Here is a 5,063-nt window from a genome sequence, read left to right as displayed (position 1 = left end):
CAACCAGCCCCGGCCGGACACCCCAGTCGTCACCCTCGTCGGACCCACCAAACCAGCCCCAACCTCCCGGAAAAAGACCTAAATCACCGGTATTGGGTCTAGGGGCGTCGACACTGTTGGTGATACGCACGTGACCGCTGTGACTGATGTTGACCACCGTCGGCTTGTTCCGGCGGGGGTTCCTCGTGCGTCGATCTACGCCACGGCGCCGATTCGTTCGATCGCCTGCTCGACGCTCTTCCGGAGGACTCGTAGCCCTTTCCAGCGCCCAGCAAGGCGAGGGGGCGACGATCGAGCTGAGCGAGGCGGACCTTCTCGCGCAGCCAATTCGCGACATCACCTTCCTGTTCAAGTAGGAGGACGAGTTCCCGTAGTTCACCGAGAACGATCACTCGCTGGCTCAGGGCCCGCTCACTTTCCTTGATGGCCGGCCCCGTAAATCCGGATGCCGAGATGAACAGCGCGCGGACTTCCGAACGTCCATAGACCCGAACCAGGCACCGTGAATGCCCGCTGATTACCAGTCCTACTGGCACGTAGTGGCACGAAGGCACAGGCCGGTTGCGACGCCCGGCTGATGTACGGCGAACTGAGCTCTGGTGTGTCCGGTGAATGGGCGGTGCCAGCCGGCTGTGCGAGCTATCTCGTCCGGATCCGTGGCCAGCCCTTGACCGCTTCCTCCCGTTGGGACGCCAGGCCCGCGAGGAGTCGTTTGCGCATGCCCGGAGTGACATGGGAGGCCGTGTGGGAGGAGGCTCTTTCGCAACCGCTGTCAGTAGGCGTCCGCGCAGCCGTAGGCATTGCGCCCCCGGACGGGCTCCCGCCTGTCACTAGGCAGGTCGTGTTCCTCCGGGGGCGGGAGCCGATGTCAGGTGTGGCTGCCGAGCCGGCCCCTCAGGTGGCGGTTCTCCTCTTCCAGGGCGACGAGCCGAGCGCGTATCGGATCGAGCGCGGTCTCGAGCTCGGCCTCCGCGTAGCGGGGGGTGATGTGCTGGGGGCAGTTCCAGTTGAAACCCTCGACTCGGATGAGCATCAAGCGTTCCACCTGGCCGGAGGTGCGCACGGCGGAGAGGCGCTCGCTGAGGGCCGGGTCGTCGTGCAGCGGCTGGACGGAGGCCCGGCCGAAGATCTTCAGTCGGCGCTGCTGCGGGTAGTCCATGAAGAACAGCGCCACGCGCCCGTCCGCGCGAACGTTCCCTGTGCTGATGTACTGGCGGTTGCCGCGCACGTCGGCGTAACCGATCGTCCGCTCGTCCAGGACGTTGAGGAAGCCGGGTGCGCCGCCCTTGAACTGGATGTACGGCCAGCCGGTCTCGCTGACGCTGGCTAGGTAGAAGCCGTCGCGGGCCTCGATGAAGGCAGCCTCGTCGGCCGCCAGCGGTTCCGGGGCATCTCCCTCCATGAGCCTGCGACCGGCTGCCGCAGCGCTTCCCTGTTCACTCTGGACTTGGCGCACCGATTCGGTGTACGCCAGGTGGGCATAGCGGCCCATTCGACCTCCTATGGGCTCGTTGGTGGCTGTCCCCTCGGCGCTCGGACGCGGGTCTGTGTCCCCGCCGGATCATCCGGCGTGCTGTCGCCGCTCTCCTGGCGTGGAGGCGGTCAGGATCGATGTCAGCAGGCCGGGGAAACGGCGTTCGAGTTCGTCCCTGCGCAGTCGGCTGAGCCGGGAGTTGCCCACCAGCCGGGTCGCGACCACTCCGCTCTCCCGCAGCGTGCGCAAGTGGTGGGAGACGGTCGAACGCTTGACGGGGACGTCGAGGGTGGTGCAGGAACCCTCGCTCGCGGCGTCGAGCAGCTGGACGATCTGCAGTCGTACGGGATCGGCCAGGGCCTGCAGGACTGTACCGATGTCGACCTCGTCGAGGTCGGGCTCCGGAAGCCAGGTGTCCTTCGTGTCGCGCATCGCAACCTCCATGGTGATCGTCTCTGACGATACACATCGAATCTCTCCGTCGACCCGCCGAGGGTTCGATTTGCATCGACAGCTACGATGACGATCGACCTAAGCTACGATGCAGATCGTAACAGACGATATCAATCGGAACTGGAGTGCCCGATGACCGACACCGCGCAAACCGCACAAGGCGAGCGCTGGCGCCCTCATGCGATGGTTCTGGCCCTGGGCACTTTCGTCGTGGGAACCGACGCCTTCGTGATCGCCGGCCTGCTCCCCGAGATCAGCCGTTCGCTCGACGTCGACATCGCTGCCGCAGGCCAGCTGGTCAGTGTCTTCTCCATCGCCTACGCGCTGCTGTCACCCGTGCTGGCGGCCCTCACCGGCAGGTGGTCCCGGCGCAGCGTGCTGGTCACGGCGCTCGGCATCTTCGCGGTGGGCAACATCGTCACCGCACTCGCCCCCGGATACGCCCTGGTCCTGGTGTCCCGGGTGGTGGCCGCAGCGGGAGCGGCGATGTTCACGCCCAACGCGGGGGCCACCGCCGCCGCCATTGCCGGTGGCGAGCGGCGCGGACGGGCGATCGCGATCGTGACCGTCGGCCTGACGTCTTCGCTCGCTCTCGGCGCGCCGCTGGGCACCGCCATCGGGAACGCGTTCGGGTGGAAGGCGACCATGTGGTTCGTCACGGCGCTGGCCGTCGTGATCGCGCCGGTGATCGCGCTGCGGCTGCCGGACATCAGGCTGGGCACCAAGGTAGGCCTGCGCCAGCGGCTCTCGCCGCTGACCGACCGCAAGGTGGCGAGTGTCCTCATCGTCACACTGCTGGCCTTCACCGGGATCTACCTGCCGTATACGTACATCAGCTCGGTCTTCTCACCGGCCACCGGCGACTCCGGCGGCCGCGTGGCGCTGTTGCTGCTGGTGTTCGGACTGGCCGGTACCGCGGGGAACCTGGTAGCCGGACGCCTTGCCGACCGGCACGGACCGCGGAACGTGGTCATCTGCGCCACTCTCGGTCTGGCCGTGGTGTTCGCCGCCATGCTGCCGAGCCGGGAGTCGTTCGCCGCCGCGATCGTCGTGGTGGCCCTCAGCGGTGTGGGCTCATGGTCGGTGACCGCCCCTCAGCAGCACCGCGTCATGGCGCTCTCCCAGCCGGGGGCCGAAACGCTCGGCGTCTCGCTCAACGCGGCCGTCATGTACCTGGCGATCTCCCTGTCCAGCGTGATCGGCGCGATCGGCCTCACCTCGTTCGGCAGCGCCGTCTCACTGCTGCCGATCGCGGTGGTTTTCGTCCTCGCTGCGGCATTGCTGGCCTGGCTGTCCGGCCGGTCGGCCCGCCAGGCGGAGGAGCAGGTGAACGGCGCCGCGGCGGACCCGACGACTGGCGGTCTGGGGGCGTCGCCGGCCGTGAAGTGATCCCGCGCTGCGCGGGCGGCGATCACTGGATCCCCGCGTAGGACCCGCGCGCCGGCCGGTTGTCGCCGCCCGGTGCACGGCCGGAGTAGGCATCGGCGACCTGGATGAGGAAGGCGGTCTCGTGGACGAGATCGTGGCCACCCAGCGCGGACAGCCCCACAACCCGCGTACGCGGCCCCTGGCCTCGGTTCTTGGCGTGGCAGGCCGCTGCCAGCCAGCGTGCCATCTCCGTCGCGTGCGCGGCGGTCACGTCGGGCGCCGTCGTCGGATCGGAGCAGGAGCGCGGGTCAGCGGTGCTGGAGCAGTTCGACGGCCTCGGCCACGTGCTCCGCGCCGTAGCGGAAGTGACGGCACAGCGCCAAGTGGCGCGCGTACCCTTCCTCGGTGAGGGGGGCGGCCCGTACGGCGAGCAGGCGCAGGAGCAACCGGTAGCCGAGGTCGGGGTCCACCCGGGTGACGACGTCCTCCACCGCCGCCGTCGGTGCCTCACCGAGCACGGCGGCCGACTCCCGTACCTCTCGCAGCACCGTGTCCTGGTGGGCCGGGTCGACCGGTGGCGTGGTGTGCCGATGGCCGGGAGCGACCTCGGCAAGGTGTGCGCGGCACGCTTCGGCGACCGTCCTGAGCCAGTCCCGGGGGCTGAGGCCGAGGCGTCCGGGATCATGGGCCCCGCCGGTGGCCTCGTGCCACAGCGTGGCGATGGTGTCGTCGGGCAGCGGCGACTGCAGGAGGCGGAGGGAGTCCACGAGCAGGAGCGCCGCTGCGGACCCGGGGGTCTGGGCCGCGTCGTCGGCTGCGACTGCTGCACGCAGCCGGTCGCGAGCGGTGGGCTCCGTCCACTCCCAGGAGAACCACGCGGTGAGCGCGGACAGGCCGAAGTCGCCCTCCCCGTCCCGCCGGGCCGGGTCGATGGGTGGCCATGCCACGCTCAGGCCGTCGTGGACGAGGGGCCCGGGGTATCCGAGTTGTCTGCCGAGGGCCGTCAGGCGGTCGTACCGCTCTTTCGTCACGAGGACGTGACGGGTCTTGAGAGCGCGCAGCAGAAGACGCAGGCCGAGCCCCTCGTCGGTGTGGTCGACGATCGTGGTCAGGGCCGCTGCCAGGGCGGCGCCGGGTTCGTCGGTGTCGCTCGCCGGCTCCGCCGCCGCGTGCCCCAGGTCCACCGCCGATGCCCTCACCTCCGCGACTACGTCGGCCCGTGACTTCGTCTCCCGTTCGGGTCCCGGGGCTCCGGTCCCAGGCGGTATGGGGTAGCGCGCGGCGAGCCGGCCCAGCCGATCGCGGGTGTCCGCCCCGGTGGCGGTCGAGCGGCGGTCGTCGCCGGTTACAGCTGTCCAGACCGTGTCCAGGATCTCGTCGGACAGACCGGTTTCCAGCAGATGGTTGAGGTCCAGGCCGAGTTCCACCGCGCCCTCGCCGTCGCCATCGGCCGCCACCTCCGCTGCCAGCCGGAGCACACCGTCCTGGTCGAGTGGTTCGGGGGAGGCCGCGATCCCGCCCGCGAGCGCGCTCAGGCCGAAGTCGCCCTCGAACAGCTCGCCGTACTCCTCGCGCTGCCGTGCCATGGTCGGTGTCGGCTCCTTGATCTACCGGGTGAGGTCACAGAGGTGGGGGGGGGGGGGGGGGGGGGGGGGGGGGGGAGAGCGGGGGGGGGGGGGGGGGGGGCGCCCCGCTGCGGCCACAGGTGGTTGGGAGGGCAGAAGCAAGAGAAAAAAAGAAAACAAACCAGCATGACGCGACAAGAGGA

The 5,063-nt window shown here is 69.5% G+C and carries 5 protein-coding genes; 1 reads left to right on the top strand and 4 read right to left on the bottom strand.

What is annotated here, in order from left to right; translation table 11 throughout:
- Positions 1-868: 868 nt before the first annotated feature.
- A complete protein-coding gene (locus tag ACZ7IB_RS41380) occupies positions 869-1,492 on the bottom strand; it encodes a pyridoxamine 5'-phosphate oxidase family protein (RefSeq protein ID WP_470919903.1) in 624 nt (207 codons plus the stop codon).
- A gap of 69 nt (positions 1,493-1,561) precedes the next feature.
- Positions 1,562-1,906 (bottom strand): ArsR/SmtB family transcription factor, encoded by a 345-nt coding sequence (locus tag ACZ7IB_RS41375; protein ID WP_470919902.1) that lies wholly within the window; start codon positions 1,904-1,906, stop codon positions 1,562-1,564.
- Between the two features lie 153 nt (positions 1,907-2,059).
- Here ACZ7IB_RS41375 and ACZ7IB_RS41370 point away from each other — a divergent pair, with 153 nt between their 5' ends.
- Positions 2,060-3,316, top strand: a complete 1,257-nt coding sequence (locus ACZ7IB_RS41370; protein ID WP_470919901.1) for an MFS transporter — start codon at positions 2,060-2,062, stop codon at positions 3,314-3,316.
- 22 nt (positions 3,317-3,338) lie between these two features.
- On the opposite strand, the gene ACZ7IB_RS41365 is transcribed toward ACZ7IB_RS41370, so the two are convergent.
- Positions 3,339-3,566 carry a DUF6545 domain-containing protein gene (locus ACZ7IB_RS41365; protein WP_470919900.1) on the bottom strand — a complete coding sequence of 76 codons (228 nt, stop codon included), beginning with the start codon at positions 3,564-3,566 and terminating at the stop codon, positions 3,339-3,341.
- Between the two features lie 37 nt (positions 3,567-3,603).
- The gene (locus ACZ7IB_RS41360) at positions 3,604-4,881 is read right to left on the bottom strand and encodes a hypothetical protein (protein WP_470919899.1); all 1,278 of its coding nucleotides are present in this window, start codon (positions 4,879-4,881) and stop codon (positions 3,604-3,606) included.
- Between the last annotated feature and the right edge of the window lie 182 nt (positions 4,882-5,063).

The sequence above is a fragment of the Streptomyces sp. NPDC037301 genome, assembly GCF_055602785.1.
Note: the sequence above shows the minus strand (reverse complement) of the source record. Positions and strands in the feature narration are given on the sequence as shown.

Excerpts from the sequence above, each read along its gene's own strand:
- ACZ7IB_RS41380 (WP_470919903.1), bottom strand. The coding sequence starts at position 1,492 with ATGGGCCGCTATGCCCACCTGGCGTACACCGAATCGGTGCGCCAAGTC.
- ACZ7IB_RS41375 (WP_470919902.1), bottom strand. The coding sequence starts at position 1,906 with ATGCGCGACACGAAGGACACCTGGCTTCCGGAGCCCGACCTCGACGAG.
- ACZ7IB_RS41370 (WP_470919901.1), top strand. The coding sequence starts at position 2,060 with ATGACCGACACCGCGCAAACCGCACAAGGCGAGCGCTGGCGCCCTCAT.
- ACZ7IB_RS41360 (WP_470919899.1), bottom strand. The coding sequence starts at position 4,881 with ATGGCACGGCAGCGCGAGGAGTACGGCGAGCTGTTCGAGGGCGACTTC.